The sequence below is a fragment of the Amycolatopsis sp. NPDC051371 genome (genome assembly GCF_040682155.1).
Taxonomy (GTDB): Bacteria; Actinomycetota; Actinomycetes; order Mycobacteriales; family Pseudonocardiaceae; genus Amycolatopsis.
Window position 1 is genome coordinate 115,834 of the sequence record NZ_JBFBAG010000030.1, and the last position, 17,439, is coordinate 133,272.

Genomic DNA, 17,439 nt, shown 5'->3' on the forward strand with positions numbered 1-17,439 from the left:
GTGTGCCCCGTCCGGATCACCGGGCGGGGCACACGTGCGCTACAGGGTCAGTTGGCTTCGCTCCGAGGAGTGAAGCGCTTGCGAGACCAAGCGGCGAGCGCGCCCGCTACTACAACAGCGATTCCGGTTTCGACGACGAGTGCGACGAACACCATGTGCTTCCTCCTCGGGTTCTCGGGCCGGCGGCGGAGCGTCCGGCTGAGCAGTTGTCCGGCGTCCGAACGGAACACCACAAGGCATATCGCCACGGGACGCCCGGGTATTTCGTCGGAAACCCACATCGAGGCGGTGATCTGCGCCACGTCGCTGACCTGCGGAAACGTCTAGCGGGTCGTGGTCGCCGTGGGCGCTTCCGGGATCGTGCCGGTCGGGTTCGCCGACGGTGGTGACGTCCGCTCCACCTTCCGGCCCGTGGCCGGGGTCGGCATCGTCGTCTTCGACGCGCGTGGCTGGGTCCGGCCCGGCTCGGCCGCGGGCGGTGCGATCGAGGTCGCCGGGACCTCGGTGGGCGGCGGCGTGCTGGGGGCGGTGGTGCCGATCGTGGACAGCCCCGGGTCGGCGGGTTGCACGGGGTCCGGCGGGCCGGCGCGGTGACCGGCCAGGAAACCGGCCACCGCGAGGATCACCGCCGTCGCCGTCGAGGTGCCGGCGACGGCCCAGCGCTTGCGTCGTCGCCGGACCCGGCCGCCGCGCTCGATGAGGTCGGTGGCTTCGAGGCGCATCGGCGGCTGCGGGCCGCCGGCCGCGCCGGTCAGGAACGCGCGGACGTCGTCTTCGGGGTCCATGTTCGTCACCTCCCCTCGTTGGTGGCGCTGAAGCTCAGCGCGCCGTGGTGCGGGCCGAGCCGGTTGCGCAGCGTCGCGAGGCCCCGGGAGGCCTGGCTCTTCACCGTGCCGGTGCTGCAGCCGAGCGCCTGAGCCGTCTCCTCGACGCTCAGGTCCTCGAAGTACCGCAGCACCAGCACCGCACGCTGCTTGGGCGCCAGTACGGCCAGCGCCTGCCGGACCAGCATGTCCTGCTCGCTCCCGGCTTTCTCCGCCGGGAGCTCCGGTGGTGCGTCGGTGAGCCGCTCCCGTTTCCACCTGCTGCGCCGGTGCTCGGCGAGGAACGTGCGCAGCACGACCTTCCGGGCGTAGGCGTCCAAGGCGTCGTGGCGCGACAGCCTCGGCCAGGCGAGGTACAGCTTGAGCAGCGCGGCCTGCGTGAGGTCCTCGGCCTGGTGCCAGTCGCCGCAGAGCAGGAAGGCCGTGGACCGCAGGCTGTGCGCGCGCTCGCCGAAGTACCGGGCGAACTCGCCGTCCCACGGCGAGCCCGGCCCGGTCGACGGACGGGAGCGGGAGATCACCGAGTTACCGGGTCGCCCCGATGGCCGGCAGGTGCAGGTCACCGGTCGGGCCGGCGGGCACGGCGCGGGGAACGCGCACCGCGCTGGGAGCCTTCGTCGCCTCGCGCGGCGGCGCGGGCACGGCGGTCGGCGCCTTGGTTGCCCGGCTGGTGGCCGGCATCGCGGACGGCGGCTCGGTGGGCCGGGTGGTCGCGGTCGGTGCCGGCGGTTGCGCCTCCGAAGCCAGCGCGATGCCACCGGTCAGGGCACCACCGGCGAGCACGAGAGCGCCGAGGGAAAGGGCGATACGGATACGCAAGACAGCTCCTCTTCTCGCGGGCGCGGCCGTCGATCGCCGCGCCTCTGCCCTTAGTCATGCGGTGGGTGATCACCGGGGTTGCATCGAATTTCCCGCTGATCCCCAAGACGTTCGCCGAGGAGTTCGGTGGCCCGCGAAACGCGAACGGCCGGGAAGCCCGCGAGGGACTTCCCGGCCGCCCGGTGTTCCGTGAAAGGTCTCAGCCGGCCAGCGCCGACAGCTTCTGCCAGCCCGCCCAGTCGTACGTCCAGTCGCTGTAGTCGCCGTCCTTGGCGCTCAACGTCTGCGTGCTGCCGGTGATCTCGACGGGGTCACCCGTGAGCACACCGTCGTAGTACTCCTTGGCCCGCGCCGGTGAAAGGTTCAGGCAGCCGTGCGAGATGTTCTTCTTGCCCTGCGCCCAGACCGACGCCGCCAGGCCGTGGATGAACTCGCCGTTGTTGGAGATCCGGACCGCCCACGGCACCACGACGTTCTCGTAGTGGTACTTCGGGTTGCTCATCGCGTACGAGGCCTGCTTGCCCATCACGACGTGCACGCCGCTGTGGGTCACGCGGCCCGGGTCGGAGTCGAGGCCGTAGCTCACCGGGTAGTCGGCGATCTGCTGGCCGTCGCGGATGACCTGCATCGTGTGCTGCGTGGTGTTGCCCTTGACGATCTGCGAGCGGCCGATGGTGAAGCTGGCCGACACGTCCTGCTTGCCGTACACGCCTTCGCCGATCTTGACGCCGTAGATCTTGGCGTTGACCTTCACCGTGGTGCCCGGCTTGTAGTACTCCTTGGGCCGCCAGTGCGCCGAGGTGTCGCCGTCCGTCCAGCCCCACGAGCCCTCGGTCTTCGGCGTGGTCTCCACTGAAAGCGCCTTCTCGACCGAAGCCTTGTCGGTGACGCGGCTCGGGAAGGACAGCGCGATCGGCATCGCGATGCCGTACGTCTGCCCGTCGCCCACGTTCAGGCTGGCCGACATCTGGCGCTTCGGCTTCACCGTGGTGAAAGCGCCGCCGATCGGCACGTTCTTGCCGTCGGCGCCCTGCGCCTGGCCGGACCAGGTGTAGGTCTTGCCGTAGCCGAGCTGCTCGGTGGTGTTCCAGCTCTTCTTGTCCGCCGACGTCTGGCCCTGGACCTGCTTGCCGTCCGGGTTGGTCAGCGTGACCGAGACGATCGTGCCGCTGTCGACCTTGACCTCGACCGGTTCGCCGGGCGGCACGTCCTGCGCGCCGCCGGCCGGCGTCACCGTCAGCTTCGCCGGCTGCGCGGTGGGCGCGGGCGACTGCGTCGGGCCCCCGCCCGACGTCCCGCTCGCCGACACCGTCGGTTCACTGCTGCACGCCCCCAGCGTGAGCACGGCGACCAAGCCCAGTGCCACAGCCGCGCCCCGGCGCCGCGTGGAAGTCCTCACCGTCAACCCATTCCCCTTTGCCCCTTTAGTGCTTCCCCTCATCGAGACGTCCCGCGGACCTGCGACGTTGAGCAAGAGTGGCGTGACGAAGGTCACAGCTGCCTGCCGACGCTGGTTCACAGAGGGGGCACGGGTGACTCCGAGCCGTATCCGGTGATCACGGTGTCGCCGCGCCGCGCAAGACTAACCGGTGGGTCCGACAGAACGCGGTGGGAGCCCTACGACGTTCCGGTGACCTTGGCCCGGACAGGCGGTTTTCGCCTCGATCACGGGGTTCAACTTTGGCCAGATCCCGGTAGTCTGCTCTCAGGCCGTCGTTTTGCGTGTTCGTGGCTTCACACTCGCGGAACTTCTGACGCGAGCCATGGAGCCGACACGCTCTTGACTCGTCTCGTTGGAACCGCCCGGGACGGTCGGGGTGCCGCTTCGGTGGCATTCGAAGCGGATCTGTGTAACGAGGAGTACAGCGGTGGCGCAAGGCACTGTGAAGTGGTTCAACGCGGAGAAGGGCTTCGGCTTCATCGCGCAGGACGGCGGCGAAGGCGACGTTTTCGTTCACTACTCGGAGATCGAGGGCCGCGGCTTCCGCACCCTCGAGGAGAACCAGCGAGTGGAGTTCGAGGTCGGCCAGGGACAGAAGGGCCCGCAGGCCCAGAAGGTCCGCGCGATCTGAGAGACAGGCCCTTTAGCGTTGTCTTAAGGCCTGAGCGAAGGGCCCCCGGCGAGCACGTCGGGGGCCCTTTCTCGTGAGAACGAGAAGGACCGGTTCAGCGTCGCCCGACAGCCGGCGCGTCGAAGGCGTCGGCGGGGAAGTGGAACTCATCGGTGAGATCGGTCAGCTCGCCGAAATCGCCGAGGTCCCCGGCCTGCTGCCGCTGGTCCTGCAGCGACGAGGCCTGACCTTCCCAGTTGAGCCGCTCGAGGATCCATTCCTGAGCGAGCGCCTGGGGCGAAATCTCGCGATCGGCAGCGATGTCCTTCAGCTGCTGGTTGGCGATGAGGCTCATCCGAAGCTGAATGACCTGAGCCTCACCGAACCGCTTACCGGTCCCGGTGCTCTCGTTGTCGGCGTCCGGGGCCAGGGCGGCAAGGTAGGAGGTGAGTTCCTTGTCCTCGACAACGCCATCATCCGCAGGCTTCGCGGCACCACGATGGCGTCCGGAGGACGCGGCTTTGAGGTTCGTCCGGCTGCTCAAGCGGCCAAGGGAGGGAAGAGGCACGCCAGCCACGATAACGGTTAGGTCTCACCCCGCAAACCACTGTGAGCCACGACACGCCAAACGGTCGCCCCGATCAGCCCAGCGGTTACCCATTCAGCCCAACCCCCAACAACACAAAGCAACCCCCCACTAACCCAACGAGTCGATCAACAGGCACGGACTAAGCCGTGGCAGCCGCCAGGGCGCCCAGCGCCCGAAGCGAAAACCGGCACCGGCTGGAAGCCGCACCAGAGGCACCGTGGGGGGTCCGGGGGGCTCGGCCCCCCGGGCGATGACCCGAAATGAAGTGGGCAAGCGAAGGGCGAAGCCCGAGCGCCCAAGAAATGGAGGACCCCCGCGCCAGGGGGAGGAACGCGGGGGTCGGAGGGGATCTCCACAGGCGCTGACCGGGGGTGTGTCAGCACTTCGATTGTTGCACGAGTTCCTCCTCCGGGCGAGTGGAGAGCGGGAAATTTCCGCGTGCGGTGTCACTTCCGGCCCAGGTGACCGTCGTTCGGGTGGTCCCCTTCTCTCTCCGTGCCGATTGCTCTGCGTTGAGCGGAGCGTGGCCTCAGGTTCACTCTCCGGGGGGCTGTGTGTGGCGGCTGGTGCTGGCTAGCCTCGCGGCCAAGCTGTTGTGAGCCGTATGGAGGGGCTATGAGCGGGTCTGTTGAAGTGCGGCAGTTCCTCCTTCGGTACGAAGGTGCCGATGGGGGGAGTGCTCCGTTCGCCGGGGGGTTGCCGGCGCAGCGGAGCGGGGCCGCGGATACGCAGCGGGTGTCGGATGATCAGGTCCGGCGGGCTCGGCTGGCGGTGGCGAACGGTGCGCTGGGGGTCGAGGACTGCGTGCAGCTGCTGGAGATGCTGGGTCTGGACTTGGACGAGGGCGGGCAGGCGCCGGTTCAGCGCTGAGCGGGTGTGGGCCGCTGGGTCCGGTGGGCGGGGGTGGGTGCCGCCGGGCCTGTCCGGTGATGTTCATGCTGGTTGTCGCCATTTTCGGTGAGTGATTCGCGAGGTCGTCCGGCTTTCTTGACGCAGGTTTCGTAACAGTGTTACGTTTGCCGGGTCGAAAGGGGCGATCATGACGGCGATCGAAATTGAGGCTGGCCCGGCGAACCGGATTCGCCCGGTGGTCCAGGTGCTGGGCGGCAGGTTCATGACGTCGCCGGAGCTGGCGGCGGTCGAAGCGGAGGTGGGGTTGCCGCCGCGTTCGCTGTACGTGCGGGGGCGCTCGGCGGTGCTCGGTGACGTCCCGCCGAAGGTGGCCGCGGAGCTGTTCGGGATCTTCCCGCACTGGCTGTTCGACTTCGTCCTGCCGACGGCGACGGCGGCCTTGGACGCACCCGCGTCCGTCCGCGCCTACGCGGAGTCATCGGCGCGGTGGTCGCGCGTCAACCTTTCGGCCGTATCGGAGCCCGGCCGTCTGGCGGAGCTGCTGTTCCGCGTCGTCGACACCGCGGACGCGAGCGGGCTGGCGCTGTTCGCCGGCTGGAAGAACGCCGCGCGTCCCACTGAGGACGTCGAACGGCTCGGGTTCGCGCTGATGGTGTTCCGCGAGCTGCGCGGCGGCCTGCACTTCGCGGCGCTGCGGGCGCTGGGGCTGTCGGTGCCGGAGGCGGTGATCGCGGACCCGGAGGGCGGCCGCGAGCGGCTGCTGCGCACGGCGTGGCCGGCGGAGGCGGCCGACGAGCTCGTGGCGGCGGCTTCGCGGAAGCCGGATCTGCACGCGCGGTGGCAGCGAGCGGAGTCCTTGACGGACGATCGGATCGACGAGCTGCTGGCGTCGGCGCTGACGTCGCCGGAGCTGGCAGAGCTCGAAAACTGCCTGGCCGAACTGTTTGCGCAGGTCGTGGCCGCGCCGGGGGCTTAAGGGAACCCCCGTGCAAAGCGGTGGTGGCGTGCCCTATGCTTGTAATCGCTCCCGGGGGGACCTGAGAGCGCGGTCGGTCGGTCACCCGAAACCGACCGGGCTCCCATCGTCCAGCGGCCTAGGACTCCGCCCTTTCAAGGCGGCAACGCGGGTTCGAATCCCGTTGGGAGTACGCAGTACAGTAGGAAAGCAAGACAGTAGTACACGCAAGGCCCTGTGGCGCAGTTGGTTAGCGCGTCGCCCTGTCACGGCGAAGGTCGCGGGTTCGAGTCCCGTCAGGGTCGCAAGATCGTTCGGCTCCAGGCCGGCGTTCCCGGCCAGGTAGCTCAGTTGGTACGAGCGTCCGCCTGAAAAGCGGAAGGTCGCCGGTTCGACCCCGGCCCTGGCCACCGCTCACGAGAACCGCCCCGAAGTTTCGGGGCGGTTTTTTCGTCGGTGGGCCCGGGCAAGATCTCCTGCGTGACCCCGAACCCCTGGGACGCGGAAGCGGCGACCTTCGACGACGAGCCCGACCACGGCCTCAAGGCCCCTGACGTACGTGCGGCCTGGGCGAGGCTCCTCCTCCCGCTGATGCCGGCCGCGAAAACGAAAGTCATCGACCTCGGGTGCGGGACCGGCAGCCTCGCCGTCCTCCTCGCCGAAGCCGGCCATGACGTCTGCGGGATCGACCTGTCGAGCCGCATGCTCGACGTAGCAAGGAAGAAAGCCGGCGGCCTGGACATCGACTTCCGGCACGGCGACGCCGCCGACCCGCCCACCGGCGAGACCTACGACGTCGTCCTCGTGCGGCACGTCCTCTGGGCCATGCCCGATCCGGACGCGGCCCTGGCGAAGTGGGTTCGGCTGCTCAATCCGCACGGACGGCTCATCCTCATCGAGGGACGGTGGTTCACCGGCGCCGGACTCACCGCGGACGAATGCCGGACGCTCGTCGGAGCGCACCGGCGCGAGGCGGAAGTCCGCAAGCTCGAAGATCCCGCCTTGTGGGGCAAGGAAATCGACGACGAGCGGTACCTCCTCCTCAGCCGGCACTAGGCCGAACGAGTGAACCGCGCCGGTGCGTGTCCGGACCGGACGACCGGCGCCGACCACCCGGCGAAAGGCAGCCCACCCGGGGCCGCCGCCCACACCGGGGAGCCGACGTGCGATACCTCCTTACCCTCCACATGAACCCGACCCTCTGGGCCACCCTCACCGACGACCAGAAGAACGGCGTCTACGAAGGCCACGGCACCTTCATCGAGCTCATCACCGGCACCGGTGAGATGGTCGAGACCAAGGCGCTCGCCGAGCCGTCCGAAACCAAGACCGTCCGCGTCGAGGGCGGCGAGACCCAGGTCCAGAAGAGCGCCTTCGTCGAGTCGGAAGCTTTCCTCTGCGGCTACTACGTCGTCGACGTCGAAACCGAAGAACGCGCCGTCGAGCTCGCCGCGATGATCCCCGATGCCCGGTACACCGCCGTCGAGGTGCGGAAGATCGTCCACGAAGGCTGACCTCGAGCGGCTCGCCGAACCGAAAAGGGCTACTGACCGAACAGCTCGGCCGCCGCGACCGGGCGGCCGAGGTGGTAGCCCTGGGCCTGGTCGCAGTCGAGCGAGCGGAGCAGGTCCAGCTGCTCCGCGGTCTCGACGCCTTCGGCGATCACCGTCAGGTCGACGGCGTGGGCCATCGCGATGATGCTCGTGACGATCGCCACCGCGTCGCGGGACTCGGCGATGCCGGTGATGAACGAGCGGTCGATCTTGAGCGTGTCCAGCGTCAGCCGGCGCAGCTGCGCGAGCGACGAATACCCGGTGCCGAAGTCGTCGATCGCCAGCAGGACACCCAGTGACCGCAGGGAAGCCAGCACTTCGGCGGCCGCTTCCTGGTCGCGCATCAACGCGCTTTCGGTGACCTCCAGGCAGAGCGCGCCGGCCGGCAGCCCGGTGTTGGCCAGCGCGTCCTGCACCGCGGGCACCAGGTGCGGGTCGTCGAGCTGGCGGGTCGACAGGTTGACCTTCAGCGTGAGGTCCAGACCTTGGTCACGGCGTCGCGCGGCCAGCTCGCGCGTCGTCGCGCGGAGCATCTCCTTGCCGATGACGTTGATCAGGTCGCTCTCTTCGGCGAGCGGGATGAACTCCACGGGCGGGATCGCGCCGTGGCGGGGGTGCGTCCAGCGCAGCAGCGCCTCGACCGCGACCATCTCTCCGGTCCGCAGGTCGACGACCGGCTGGTAGGCGGGCCAGAGCTGGCCGTCGTGCACCGCGTCGCGCAGGTCCTGCTCCATCCGCAGCCGCCGCTGCATCCGCTCGCGCAGGCCGACGTCGAAGAAGTGGTGGCGGCCCCGGCCGAGCGTCTTGGCCTGGTACATCGCGACATCCGCGTCGCGCAGCAGGTCCTCGGCGCTGCGGCGGTCGGCGCTGCCGACGAGCACGACACCGATGCTGGCGTCGAGGTGCAGCTGCCGGCCGAGCACGCCGATCGGCTCGGCCAGCGCGGCCCGCAGGTGCTCGGCCAGCGCCCGGACCTCGCCGGGTTCGGTGACTTCGCCGGTGACGACGACGAACTCGTCGCCGCCGAGCCGCCCGACCAGGTCGTCCCGGCCGGAGCAGCGGCGCAGGCGCTCGCCGACGATCCGCAGCACCTGGTCGCCGACCGAATGCCCGAGCGAATCGTTGATGACCTTGAACTTGTCCAGATCGAGGAACAGCACGGTGACCGCGCCCCGGCCGGTGCCGTCGAGCCGCCCGAGCACCAGCGTCCGGTTGGCCAGCCGGGTGAGCGGGTCGTGGGTCGCGTCGTGCGCGAGCTGCGCGCTGATCGCGCGGGTCTCGGTGATGTCGGTGAACGACGTGACGACGGCCAGCGCCGCCGGGTCGTCGGGGTTGAGCAGCCGCGAGGTCAGCGACACCCAGACGTCGCGGCCGTCGGGCCGGCGCAGGCGCACGACCAGGCCGTTGTGCGTGACGCCGGTCCGCCGCGTCCGCACCGACGGCGTCTCGTCCGGCGGGATCCAGTGCCCGGACTCGGTGAACAGCACCAGCGTGTGGCACGGGACGCCGATCAGCTCGGCTTCGGCGACGCCGAGGATCCGGCACGCCGCCGGGTTCGCCGCTTCGATGAGCCCGCCCGGGCCCATCACCAGCACGCCTTCGTCGAGGGACGCGACGACCGTGCGGTAGTTCTGCTCGGCCCGCCGCCGCGCGGTTTCGTCCGCGCAGACGAGCACGTACCCGTCGTTCATCTCAGCTGCCGAAACGCGGACCGCCAGGGGAGCGCGGTCCCGCCGCCGGTGCACCGCCTCGGTGACCCCGCCGCCGCGCAGGTCCAGCGGCGCGCCGACCAGCTCGCTCGCCCGCCGTCCGACGGCTTCGGCTGCGGTCCAGCCGTACACCGCTTCGGCGGCCGGGTTCCAGCTGGTCACGACGCCTTCGCCGGTGGTCGCGATCAATGCGTCGCTGACGTGCGACACCAGCGCGGCCTGATAGCGGAGGGCGTCCGCGGCCGCCTTCTTCGCCGTGATGTCCCGCATTACGACCTGGTAGGCGAGCCGTCCGGCGAGTCGCACCGAAACCGTCTCGACGGCGAACTTGCTGCCGTCCAGCCGGGACATCAGGGCTTCGACCGGCTCGCTGGCCTGACCGGGCTCGGTCAGCAGCGCGAGCTTCTCCACCAGCGCGGCGCGCGAGTCCTCGGTGACGAAGTCGGTGAACCGGCGGCCGACGACCTCGGCCGCGGACCGCGCGGCGAACGTCTCGAGGGCCGCGCGGTTGGCATAGGTCAGGACGCCGTGCTCGTGGACGCAGATCGCGTCCGGACTCAGCTCGACCAGTTCGGCGAGGGAGCCTGCCTCCATGAGCGTCGTCCCCCTGGCAGTCGGCGTGTGGCTCGGTCGATTACACCACCGACTCCGGCCCCTGCCTACCCGCCGGAATCCGGGTCCGGCCTGCGGCTGCGCCGCGCAGCCGCGGTCCCCAGAACAGCAGCCCGAAGTGCGCGGCGACCGCGTGGCCGAGCAGCGTGACGACCGAGTCGAGGCTCGCCGGGTCATCGCTGAGCCAGATCACCGCGATGAACGCCTCCATGGCGGCCAGCGCGACCAGCCGGGACCGGCCGCGCAGCAGGAAGACGAGCGCGCCGGCGGTGGTGAAGAAGCCGTAGCTGACGCCGATGTCGAGCCAGTGCCCGGCCGAGTTCGGCAGGACGTGGGCGCTGATCAGGGCCATCACCGGCAGTTCGGTGACGAGCGTGGCCAGCACGTGGCCGGAGAAGAACACGGTCGCCGCGCGGCGGGCGCCGAACCGGCGTTCCAGCGGTGCGACGGCGATCGCGAAGATCACGACGTAAACGAGCCAGCCTTCGTCGGACAGCCAGATCGCGCTGGTCAGCAGCGAGGTCAGCGGCCGCCGCCACAGGTTGTGGGCGTCGGTGCTGGACAGCTGGAGCAGCCGGTCGCTCAACGCCGGGTCGGCGAACTTGAGCAGCAGTGTCGTGCCGAGCAGGAGGACCAGGTAGCCGAAGGTGAACGGCGTCGACTTCGGGTTCGGGACGACCTTGGCGAACGTCGCCAGGCTGCGGCGCGACACGGCGATCCGGGGGACCGGCCGGTCGGCTTTCAGCAGCATGGTTCGAGCTTCGCCCGTCATGCTGGGAGTCTCCCGAACCGCAGCTGTGAATCCGCTGTGGAATGTCACCCACCGTCAACCGGGACGTTACGTGACGAATTTTTGCCGAAAACTCACCCTTTTGGGGGTCTTGTGCGGTAAAAATACGATCACGACACCGGCCGAAAGGCCTCTCGGGAAGGTCTGTCGGGGTGAACGACGAGGTATCGGTCGCCGAGCTGCTCGTGCGCGAGGGCTGGGGCGACCGTTCGGGACCGGGGCAGTCGCGCTGGCGCGTGCTCGCGGTGATGCTCGCCGTCGTCATCGGCTGCGGAGCCGCCGCCGTCCTGGTCGGCCTCAGCGGCAAAGGCACCGAGAACGCCTCCCCGGTCGACCAGATCCAGGTCATCCCCTTCCCCGGGCGCACCACCGGGCTCGGCGGCGCCGACCAGGCCACCGACTCCCCGCCGGAGGGCGGCACCGGCGGCGGCGACGTCGTCCCCGGCGTCGGCGTGCCCCGCGAGACCGTCACCGAGGTCCCGGGCACCGACCCGACCACCGAGAGCAGCACGGATTCCCCGACGCCGACCACCACGTCGACCAGCGGCGAACCGGGCAGCTCGGTCACCCCGACCACGACCCCGCCTCGTGGTCACGCACCCGCATCGACGCCGACGCCGACCAAGTCGATCTGCGTGCTCGTCATCTGTTTCTGATCAGGCGAGCTTCTCCGCGAGGTCACTGAAGTCCGACGTGTTCCAGCGCTCCGGGCGCATCACGATCGCGATGTTGTTCCCGTGGGCGTCGTCGGTCGCGTCGGTGTAGGCCTCGCTGATGCCCGGGGGCAGGTAGCGGGCCGCCATCTCGTGCCGCTGCGCCTTCGTCATCGGCCACGACTCCACGACCGGGCCCTCGACCGAGACGTACTTGTAGACGCCGTCCTGCTGCTGGACGCACAGCGCGAAGCGGCCGGCCGCCTCGATCAGCCGGGTCTTGCGCAGGCCGGGTGAGGTCATCACGACGATGTCGCCGCCCGGCTCGTAGCGGTACCAGATCGGCGTGGTCAGCGGCGCGCGTCCGGGCTCGGCCGCCACGCTGAGGACGCCGACCTGCGGCTGGGCGAGGAACGCTTCGCGCTCTTCTTTGGTCATTTTCCGGGCCATCACCGTCTCCTTAAAGCCATCTTGATTGCTTTAAAGCTAGCGGTACCTCGACAACAAAAGCAAGCACGTTTGCTTTAAGCTGAGGCCATGACCCGACCCGGCGGCCGCAGCGCCCGTGTGCGTGACGCGGTGCACGACGCCGTCGTCGAGCTGCTCGCCGCCGGGGAGATCGACGCCGCGATCCCGAAGATCGCCGAGCGCGCGGGCGTGAACCCGACGAGCATCTACCGGCGCTGGGGCAGCCGCGACCACCTGCTGCTGGACGCCGCCGTGACGCGCCTGCGCGCGACGTCGCCGATCCCGGACACGGGCTCGCTGCACGGTGACCTGCTCGGCTGGGCCGAGGGTGTCGAACGCGCGATGCGCGACCGCCGCGGCCAGATCCTGCTCCGCGCGCTCGTCGCGACCATGGCCCCGGACCAGGAGCCGGTCGAGTACCTCAAGGCTCGCGGGGACGACCTGCAGGCCGCGCTCGACAAGGCCGCGGCGCGCGGCGAGCCCGTGCCGACGGTCGACGAGGTGCTGGACTTCGTCCTGGCCCCGCTCTACCTGCGGGTGCTGTTCCGGCGCCCGGTCGAGCCGGGCACCGCGGCCCGGCTCGTCGGACGGCTGCTCACGGCGCTTCCAGCAGATCCGGCTCCGCCTGCCGGCCGAGGTGGTTGAACAGCAGGTTCAGCGCGAACGCCAGCACCGACGCCACCGTGATCGAGCTGCCGCAGATCGTCTGCAGCCAGGCCGGGAAGTGCTGGAAGATCTTCGGCGCGAACGCCGGCAGCAGACCCACGCCGAGCGCGACCGCGACGATGAACGTGTTGTGGTTGCCCGAAAACTCGACCTTCTTGAGGTTTTGCGCGCCGACCGCGGCGACCATCGCGAACATGACGACCGCGACCCCGCCGACCACCGGCTGCGGGATCGCCGCGATGAACGCGCCGATCTTCGGCACCAGGCCCATCAGCACCAGGATCCCGCCGGTCACCGCGACCACCCAGCGGCTGCGCACGCCGGTCATCCGCACCAGCCCGACGTTCTGCGCGAACGCCGTGTCGGGAAAGGAGTTCATCACGCCGCCGAGCACGGCCGAGAAGCCGTCGGTGGCCAGGCCGCGCGCGAGGTCGGAGTCGGTCGGCGGGCGTCCGGTGATCTCGCCGACGGCGATCATGTCGGCGGTCGACTCGGTGAACGTCACGAGCATGACCACGCACATCGACAGGATCGCGGCGACCGGGAACGTCGGCGCGCCGAAGTGGAACGGTGACGCCAGCCCGAACCAGCCGGCCGAGTCGACGCCGTCCCAGTGCACGAGCCCCATCGGGATCGCCACCACCAGGCCGATCGCCAGCGCGAGCAGTGGCCCGATCTGGTTGGCGAACCCGCGCAGCACCCGCGTGAACAGCACGAGCAGCGCGAGCACGCCGAACGCGAGCAGGAGGTGCGAGAGGGCCGCGTAATCCGGGGCTTCCGGGTCGTTGCCCGCGATCAGCCCCGCGCCCGGGCCGAGCAGCGAGACGCCGATGACGAGCAGCAGCGTCCCGGTGACCAGCGGCGGGAAGAACCGGATCAGCCGCGCAAAGGGTCTGGCGATGAGCAGCCCGAAAACGCCGGATGCCATCATCGCGCCGTAGACCGCGGGCAGGCCGTACTGGGACGCGATCAGGATCATCGGGTTGACGACGCTGAACGTCGCGCCCGCGACCACCGGCAGCCGGATGCCGAGGATCTTCCCGATGCCGACCGCCTGGATCAGCGTGGCGATGCCCGCGACGAGCAGGTCGGCGTTGACCAGCAGCCCGACCGTCGCCGGGTCGAGCTTGAGCGCGCTGCCGACGATCAGCGGCACCGCGACCGCGCCGGCGTACATGATCGACATGTGCTGCAGGCCGAGCAGCACCAGGCGCCCGGCGGGCAGGCCCTGATCGACCGGGTGAACGTCGGGTTTCGTCATGAGCAAGCCCCTTCCCGGCACGCAGCCAACGCTCCGCGCGTGACGGTAGCAAGTCCCGGGCGTCATGATCTTGTTTCAGGGGGCGGCGCGACGGCCGCGGATGTGTGACCATCGGTGCATGAATTCGGGCGGTATTTCCCAGGTGGGCCCGCCGTTTCGCGCCGATCACGTCGGGAGCCTCCTGCGGCCCCCGGTGCTGCGTGACGCGCGACGGCGGCGTGAAAGCGGCGAGATCGGCGTGGAGCAGCTCCGCGCGGTCGAGGACGACGCGATCCGCGACGTCATCAAGATGCAGCGTGTGGCCGGGCTGAGCTCGGCGACCGACGGCGAGTTCCGGCGCGCCTCGTGGCACATGGACTTCATCTACGCGCTCGGCGGCATCTCCAAGAGCGACGAGCGGCTGCACGTCAAGTTCCACAACCTGGCGGGCGACCTCGAGTTCAGCCCGCCGGGCCTGCAGGTCGACGGCAAGGTGCGGCTCGACGAGCCGATCTTCGCCGACCACTTCCGGTTCCTGAAGTCCCATGTGGACGAAGGCGTGACGCCGAAGCTGACCATCCCGTCGCCGAGCATGGTCTACTACCGCGGCGGCCGGGCGGCGGTCAGCGAGACCGTTTACCCGGACCTCGAGGAGTTCTTCGCCGATCTGAGCGCGGCGTATGCGGCGCAGGTCTCCGCGGTGCACGAGCTCGGCTGCCGGTACCTGCAGCTGGACGACACCAGCCTGGCGTACCTCAACGACCCGGCGCAGCGGGAGCTCGTCGCGCGGATGGGCGGCGACCCGGACACCCAGCACGTGCGCAACATCGCGACGATGAACGCGGCGCTGGCCGGCCGGCCCGAGGACCTCAGGGTGACTACCCACCTGTGCCGCGGCAACTTCCGGTCGTCGTGGGTCGCGTCCGGGAGCTACGAGTTCGTCGCGGAAGCACTGTTCGGTGAGCTGGCCGTCGACGGGTTCTTCCTGGAGTTCGACGACGAACGCTCCGGCGGCTTCGAGCCGCTGCGGTTCGTGCCGAAGGACAAGAAGGTCGTCCTCGGCCTGGTCACGACGAAACGGCCGGAGCTGGAGGATCCCGACGTCCTCGTGCGGCGGATCGAGGAGGCTTCGCGCTACGTCGACGTCGACCAGCTCTGCCTTTCGCCGCAGTGCGGGTTCTCCTCGACCGAGGAGGGCAACGACCTCACACCGGACGACCAGCTGCGGAAGCTGGAGCTGATCGTGGCGACGGCTGACCGCGTCTGGGGCGGCCGGTAATGATCACGTGCGTCGTCGACTACGTCATCGATCCCGCGAAGCTCGCCGACTTCGAACGCTTCGCCGCCGCGTGGATGCGGTTGGTGCAGCGCGAAGGCGGGATCCACCACGGCTACTTCCTGCCGTCGGAGGGCGCGAGCGACGAAGCCCGGGCGTTGTTCAGCTTCGAGAGCTTCGCCGCGTACGAGCGCTACCGGACGTTGTTCGGCGTCGACCCGGACTTCATCGAGGCCGACAAGATCCGGGAGGAGAGCGGGTGCGTGGTGCGGTACCGGCGGTCGTTCATGCGCCCGCTCCTGCCGGACGACGACCTCTGACGTGCGGCACAGCGCGCGGCGGCCGCCTTCGGTCGTGGATCGCGTCCTGGATCTACTGGGCGCCTTCACGGCCGAGCGGCCGCGGCTGACGCTGTCCGAGCTCAGCCGCCGCGTCGGGCTGCCGCTGTCGACCACGCACCGGCTGGCCGGCGAGCTGACCCGGCGCGGCGCGCTCATGCGCGACGAAGCGGGCGTCTACCGCGTCGGGCTGTGGTTGTGGGAAGTCGCTTCGCTCGCTCCGCACGGCGCGGAGCTGCGGGAGAGCGCGATGCCGTTCCTGGAGGACCTTTACGAGGCCACGCACCAGAACGTGCAGCTCGCGGTGCTCGACGGGCCGGAGGTCGTCTACGTCGAGCGCATCTCGGGCCGCGGCGCGGTCAACGTCCTGACGCGCGTCGGCGGCCGGCTGCCCGCGCACGCGACCGGCGTCGGCCAGGTCCTGCTCGCGCACGCGCCGGCCGAGGTCCAGGAGGAAGTCCTCGACGGCCCGCTCAAGACGTTCACGCCGAAGACGATCGGCTCCGCCGGGCAGCTGCGGCGCGTGCTGGCCGACGTCCGCCGCGAGGGCTACGCGATCAGCGACGGCCAGATCGAGCTCGTCTCCCTGTCGGTGGCGGCCCCGGTCCACGACTCGACGGACGAGGTGGTGGCGGCGATTTCGGTGGTCGTCCCGGCCGAAGGGACGGACCCGCGGACGCTCGTCCCGGCGGTCCGGGCCGCGGCGCGGGGCATCTCGCGGGTGCTGGGGGCACCGCGGGCGCTGCGGTCGCCTGGCGGTTCCTCGACGGCTTAAGCCTCTTGTGATCGGATGGCGGGCATGGGTGCGAAGAACACAGTGGTCGTCGTCGGGGCGGGTCAGAGCGGGTTCCAGGCCGTGGCGTCGCTGCGGGATCGCGGCTTCGCCGGCCGGGTCGTGCTGGTCGGGGACGAGCCGGGGGTGCCGTACCAGCGGCCGCCGCTGTCGAAGGCCTACCTGGCCGGGACCGCCGGACTGGAGCAGCTGCACCTGCGCGGTGAGGACTTCTTCGTCGACAAGGACATCGAACTGGTCGCCGGCCGGGTCGCTTCGCTCGATCGCGAGGCTTCGCTGGTCCGTCTCGAAGACGGCACCGAACTGGCGTACGACCACCTCGTCCTGGCCACCGGCTCGCGCAACCGGACGCTGCCCGTGCCCGGCGCGGACCTGCCGGGTGTGTTGATGCTGCGCACCCGCGACGACGCCGACCGGCTGCGTGCTTCGCTCACCGCGGCCGGAAACGTCGTCGTGGTCGGCGGGGGGTTCATCGGGCTGGAGTTCGCCTCGCACGCCGGCCGCCCGGTGACGATCGTCGAGGCCCAGGACCGGCTCCTCAACCGCGTCGCGACGCCGGAGATCTCCGCCTACTTCGCCGCGCTGCACCGCGAAGCCGGGCACACCGTGCTGCTCGGCCAGGGCGTCTCGGCGCTGCACGGGGACACGCGGGTGCGCGAGGTCGAGCTGTCCGACGGCCGCCGGCTGCCCGCCGACCTGGTCGTCGTCGCCGTCGGCGTCGTGCCGGAGACGACACTCGCCGCGGGGGCCGGGCTTTCGGTGGACAACGGCGTGGTCGTCGACGCACACCTGCGGACCGCCGACGAAAAGATCTTCGCGATCGGCGACTGCGCGAACTTCCCGTGCGTGCAGGCCGGCGCCGCGACCCGGCTTGAGTCCGTGCAGAACGCCGTCGACCAGGCCCGGTGCGTGGCCGCGGCGATCACCGGCGCGCCCGAGCCGTACGCGAGCCTGCCGTGGTTCTGGACCGACCAGTCCGGCGCGAAGCTGCAGATCGCCGGGATCCTGTCGGGCGCCGACCGGACGGTGGTCGCCGGTGACCAGGCGGCGGGCAAGTTCTCGGTGCTGTCCTTCCGCGACGACGTCCTCATCGCGGTCGAGTCGGTGAACCGGCCGGCGGACCACATCGCCGCGAGGCGCCTGTTCACCGCGGACCCGCACCCGCGGTACGCGGATTTGGAAGTGAGCGAGTTCAACCTGAAGGAGCATCTGAAGTCTGCGTCAACTCGCGGTTGACGATGCGCCTGCGTC

Annotated in this window: 21 protein-coding genes and 3 tRNA genes; 14 read left to right on the forward strand and 10 right to left on the reverse strand. The window is 70.1% G+C overall.

Translation table 11 applies throughout. The annotated features are described in order from the left end of the window. Nucleotides 1–47: 47 nt before the first annotated feature. The 5 genes from AB0M59_RS32335 to AB0M59_RS32355 form a co-directional block, all read right to left on the reverse strand. Nucleotides 48–302: a hypothetical protein gene (locus tag AB0M59_RS32335; protein ID WP_364622805.1), complete on the reverse strand. Its 255-nt coding sequence runs from the start codon at nt 300–302 to the stop codon at nt 48–50. A 21-nt stretch (nt 303–323) separates the two neighbouring features. Continuing rightward, entirely contained in the window at nt 324–785 is a 462-nt protein-coding gene (locus AB0M59_RS32340) for a hypothetical protein (RefSeq protein WP_364622808.1), read from the reverse strand. 5 nt (nt 786–790) lie between these two features. Continuing rightward, nucleotides 791–1,345 (reverse strand): SigE family RNA polymerase sigma factor, encoded by a 555-nt coding sequence (locus tag AB0M59_RS32345; RefSeq protein WP_364622811.1) that lies wholly within the window; start codon nt 1,343–1,345, stop codon nt 791–793. A gap of 4 nt (nt 1,346–1,349) precedes the next feature. Then, nucleotides 1,350–1,643, reverse strand: a complete 294-nt coding sequence (locus AB0M59_RS32350; RefSeq protein ID WP_364622814.1) for a hypothetical protein — start codon at nt 1,641–1,643, stop codon at nt 1,350–1,352. A 199-nt stretch (nt 1,644–1,842) separates the two neighbouring features. Beyond that, nucleotides 1,843–3,084: an Ig-like domain-containing protein gene (locus AB0M59_RS32355; protein ID WP_364622817.1), complete on the reverse strand. Its 1,242-nt coding sequence runs from the start codon at nt 3,082–3,084 to the stop codon at nt 1,843–1,845. 427 nt (nt 3,085–3,511) lie between these two features. Here AB0M59_RS32355 and AB0M59_RS32360 point away from each other — a divergent pair, with 427 nt between their 5' ends. Further along, the gene (locus AB0M59_RS32360; RefSeq protein WP_003097368.1) at nt 3,512–3,715 is read left to right on the forward strand and encodes a cold-shock protein; all 204 of its coding nucleotides are present in this window, start codon (nt 3,512–3,514) and stop codon (nt 3,713–3,715) included. 94 nt (nt 3,716–3,809) lie between these two features. On the opposite strand, the gene AB0M59_RS32365 is transcribed toward AB0M59_RS32360, so the two are convergent. After that, the gene (locus tag AB0M59_RS32365) at nt 3,810–4,262 is read right to left on the reverse strand and encodes a hypothetical protein (protein WP_364622820.1); all 453 of its coding nucleotides are present in this window, start codon (nt 4,260–4,262) and stop codon (nt 3,810–3,812) included. A gap of 636 nt (nt 4,263–4,898) precedes the next feature. Between AB0M59_RS32365 and AB0M59_RS32370 the strand changes: the two genes are divergently transcribed. The 7 genes from AB0M59_RS32370 (at nt 4,899) to AB0M59_RS32400 (ending at nt 7,604) form a co-directional block, all read left to right on the forward strand. Beyond that, nucleotides 4,899–5,153: a hypothetical protein gene (locus AB0M59_RS32370; RefSeq protein ID WP_364622823.1), complete on the forward strand. Its 255-nt coding sequence runs from the start codon at nt 4,899–4,901 to the stop codon at nt 5,151–5,153. A 169-nt stretch (nt 5,154–5,322) separates the two neighbouring features. Beyond that, on the forward strand, nt 5,323–6,111 hold the full coding sequence (locus AB0M59_RS32375) for a hypothetical protein (RefSeq protein WP_364622826.1): 789 nt from the start codon (nt 5,323–5,325) through the stop codon (nt 6,109–6,111). A gap of 99 nt (nt 6,112–6,210) precedes the next feature. Beyond that, a tRNA-Glu gene (locus AB0M59_RS32380) sits at nt 6,211–6,283 on the forward strand. A gap of 38 nt (nt 6,284–6,321) precedes the next feature. Beyond that, nucleotides 6,322–6,395: transfer RNA gene (locus AB0M59_RS32385), tRNA-Asp, on the forward strand. A gap of 31 nt (nt 6,396–6,426) precedes the next feature. Beyond that, a tRNA-Phe gene (locus tag AB0M59_RS32390) sits at nt 6,427–6,500 on the forward strand. 70 nt (nt 6,501–6,570) lie between these two features. Next, on the forward strand, nt 6,571–7,146 hold the full coding sequence (locus AB0M59_RS32395) for a class I SAM-dependent methyltransferase (RefSeq protein WP_364622829.1): 576 nt from the start codon (nt 6,571–6,573) through the stop codon (nt 7,144–7,146). Nucleotides 7,147–7,277: 131 nt separating this feature from the next. After that, nucleotides 7,278–7,604 carry a YciI family protein gene (locus AB0M59_RS32400; protein WP_364622832.1) on the forward strand — a complete coding sequence of 109 codons (327 nt, stop codon included), beginning with the start codon at nt 7,278–7,280 and terminating at the stop codon, nt 7,602–7,604. 29 nt (nt 7,605–7,633) lie between these two features. On the opposite strand, the gene AB0M59_RS32405 is transcribed toward AB0M59_RS32400, so the two are convergent. Further along, nucleotides 7,634–9,946: an EAL domain-containing protein gene (locus AB0M59_RS32405; RefSeq protein ID WP_364622835.1), complete on the reverse strand. Its 2,313-nt coding sequence runs from the start codon at nt 9,944–9,946 to the stop codon at nt 7,634–7,636. A 40-nt stretch (nt 9,947–9,986) separates the two neighbouring features. Further along, on the reverse strand, nt 9,987–10,736 hold the full coding sequence (locus tag AB0M59_RS32410; RefSeq protein ID WP_364622837.1) for a rhomboid-like protein: 750 nt from the start codon (nt 10,734–10,736) through the stop codon (nt 9,987–9,989). A 170-nt stretch (nt 10,737–10,906) separates the two neighbouring features. Between AB0M59_RS32410 and AB0M59_RS32415 the strand changes: the two genes are divergently transcribed. Then, nucleotides 10,907–11,410 (forward strand): hypothetical protein, encoded by a 504-nt coding sequence (locus AB0M59_RS32415; RefSeq protein ID WP_364622840.1) that lies wholly within the window; start codon nt 10,907–10,909, stop codon nt 11,408–11,410. Here the strand turns inward: AB0M59_RS32415 and AB0M59_RS32420 are convergent, their stop codons facing one another. After that, nucleotides 11,411–11,857 (reverse strand): pyridoxamine 5'-phosphate oxidase family protein, encoded by a 447-nt coding sequence (locus AB0M59_RS32420; RefSeq protein ID WP_364622843.1) that lies wholly within the window; start codon nt 11,855–11,857, stop codon nt 11,411–11,413. Between the two features lie 87 nt (nt 11,858–11,944). Between AB0M59_RS32420 and AB0M59_RS32425 the strand changes: the two genes are divergently transcribed. Then, nucleotides 11,945–12,520 (forward strand): TetR/AcrR family transcriptional regulator, encoded by a 576-nt coding sequence (locus AB0M59_RS32425; RefSeq protein WP_364622846.1) that lies wholly within the window; start codon nt 11,945–11,947, stop codon nt 12,518–12,520. Here the strand turns inward: AB0M59_RS32425 and AB0M59_RS32430 are convergent. Further along, nucleotides 12,471–13,802, reverse strand: coding sequence for a nucleobase:cation symporter-2 family protein (locus tag AB0M59_RS32430; RefSeq protein WP_364622849.1), 1,332 nt, complete (start codon nt 13,800–13,802; stop codon nt 12,471–12,473). The two genes, AB0M59_RS32425 and AB0M59_RS32430, sit on opposite strands and share 50 nt — an antisense overlap. Before the next feature lie 118 nt (nt 13,803–13,920). On the opposite strand from AB0M59_RS32430, the gene AB0M59_RS32435 reads away from it, so the two are divergent. The 4 genes from AB0M59_RS32435 to AB0M59_RS32450 are packed head-to-tail and all read left to right on the forward strand — an operon-like array spanning nt 13,921 to nt 17,424. Further along, on the forward strand, nt 13,921–15,060 hold the full coding sequence (locus tag AB0M59_RS32435; protein WP_364622852.1) for a 5-methyltetrahydropteroyltriglutamate--homocysteine S-methyltransferase: 1,140 nt from the start codon (nt 13,921–13,923) through the stop codon (nt 15,058–15,060). After that, entirely contained in the window at nt 15,060–15,377 is a 318-nt protein-coding gene (locus AB0M59_RS32440; RefSeq protein WP_364622855.1) for an NIPSNAP family protein, read from the forward strand. Before AB0M59_RS32435 ends, AB0M59_RS32440 begins: the two co-directional genes overlap by 1 nt. A gap of 1 nt (nt 15,378) precedes the next feature. Further along, the gene (locus tag AB0M59_RS32445) at nt 15,379–16,170 is read left to right on the forward strand and encodes an IclR family transcriptional regulator (protein ID WP_364622858.1); all 792 of its coding nucleotides are present in this window, start codon (nt 15,379–15,381) and stop codon (nt 16,168–16,170) included. Nucleotides 16,171–16,194: 24 nt separating this feature from the next. Continuing rightward, nucleotides 16,195–17,424, forward strand: coding sequence for an FAD-dependent oxidoreductase (locus AB0M59_RS32450; protein WP_364622861.1), 1,230 nt, complete (start codon nt 16,195–16,197; stop codon nt 17,422–17,424). Nucleotides 17,425–17,439 lie beyond the last annotated feature (15 nt).